2 protein-coding genes are annotated in these 1,504 nt (G+C 68.3%); both read right to left on the bottom strand.

The window, feature by feature from the left end; all coding sequences use genetic code 11:
• Positions 1-157: 157 nt before the first annotated feature.
• Entirely contained in the window at positions 158-556 is a 399-nt protein-coding gene (locus tag DD1DGNOD_RS07120; protein WP_131769703.1) for a hypothetical protein, read from the bottom strand.
• A gap of 478 nt (positions 557-1,034) precedes the next feature.
• Positions 1,035-1,504 (bottom strand): response regulator transcription factor (locus tag DD1DGNOD_RS28915; protein WP_241255519.1); only part of this gene is annotated, 470 nt, incomplete at its 5' end.

The following is a 1,504-nucleotide window of genomic DNA, read 5'->3' as shown; positions in this document are numbered from 1 at the left end:
GGTACGGATCGTCCTGCCATACCCGCCTGGTCCGGCAGGACGAGGATGTGAGTGAGCGCACCTGACAACCGACACACCGACGCCCGAGGCGGCCGAACCGCGTGTTGCGCGCATGAGCGGGGCACCACCGGCCACGTTCATCCGAACAATCCCTGGCTCAGACCCGGGCGTGCAGGTCACGGCTCTCGACGACCGCCCCGTCCGACACCACCAACTGGTCGAAGGAGCCCTCGGCCTCGGCGATCCAGAACGCTCCACCGAGCGTTATCGGGTCCAGGTTGTGTCGTTGCGAAGCCCGGAACCGGCGGCGGCGCACCAGTACGACCCGCAGGGGTCCACGTCCGCCGAGCAGCGATCCCCACACGACGGTGAAGAGCACCGGCGGATGCCGCCCGTCCACCGACGTGGTGCCTTCCCGCCAGCCGAGAATCGGTGTCCGGTCAAGCGGCTGGTCAAGGCGCGTGGTGGAATCGTCGGCAGACCTCAGCCGCCAGTGCAGAAGACCCACCGGCGAGCTCACCAGTTCGACTTCCACACCGGAAAGCGGCAGTTTCATCCGGTCATGCACCTGGTCCATCGCGTCACCCCCCGGGCCGCGTACCCCGGACCGGTCGAGGCCGCCGGTCCCACGCCGCAGACGACATCGCTCACCCTGCCATCGGATGCCGTCGCCCAGCGCCGCGAGGACAAAGATCCGTCAGTGACCACGCGTAGCGCATCCTCCGCATGGGGTGAGAGGAAGGTGGATTGGACCATATCGGCCCATAGCATGATCGGCTCATAGCATGTGGTATAGCGTGTGGCACGGTGAAACCGTCGCCGATACGGCGGCGGCACCAACCGTACGTTATTGACGACCAACCGCACGTTATTGACGGGCCGGAAACGTGCGGATAACCACGGTGGTCAGCGTGTTCTGCTCGGGTACGGCCGGAACTTCTCGCCGTCGCAGGTAATCGTGGTCGTGCGTATCGCCGGTCGGCGCAGCCGGTCCGGTGCGGTCCGCAAGGCCTCAGCCCCGGGCCATCAGGAGATCACAGCAGGTGGAGTGCGCGGGCGCGGTGCACGGCGTCCCGGCGGCGGGCCACGTCGAGCTTCCGGTAGATGCTCTTGAGATGGGTCTTCACGGTGTTCACCGAGACGAACATCTCGCTGGCGATCTCCGCTGTGGTGAGCATGGTCGGCAGATAACTCAGGACCGTCTGCTCCCGACCGCTCAGGGGCTCGACAGCGGCCGTCAGTGACTCCGGTGGCCCCGCCGCGTATCCAGGCTGGGGAGAGCCCGCCGGTGCGGTCCCCGCCGAACTGGCCGAACTGGCCGGGCCGGCTGGGGCACGCTGCTGGACCAGCGCGTCCGGGTGGGAGGCGTCACCGGGAACCGCCGGTGGAATCCCGCGAACTGTCGTGGCCTGCCCGTCCGCTGACTGCGTGCGGGGCGGACCAACGCTCGGAGTGCTCCCGGTGGGGCGCACCACGGGCCTCCCGGTGGGGCCTGCGATCACCG

Origin of the sequence: Candidatus Protofrankia californiensis, from assembly GCF_900634765.1 — a bacterium.
GTDB lineage: Bacteria > Actinomycetota > Actinomycetes > Frankiales > Frankiaceae > Protofrankia > Protofrankia californiensis.
The sequence above is the reverse complement of the archived record's forward strand: the minus strand, read 5'-3'. Positions and strand labels throughout refer to the sequence as shown.

Coding starts and splice junctions, on each gene's coding strand:
- DD1DGNOD_RS07120 (WP_131769703.1), bottom strand. CDS start 556: ATGAAACTGCCGCTTTCCGGTGTGGAAGTCGAACTGGTGAGCTCGCCG.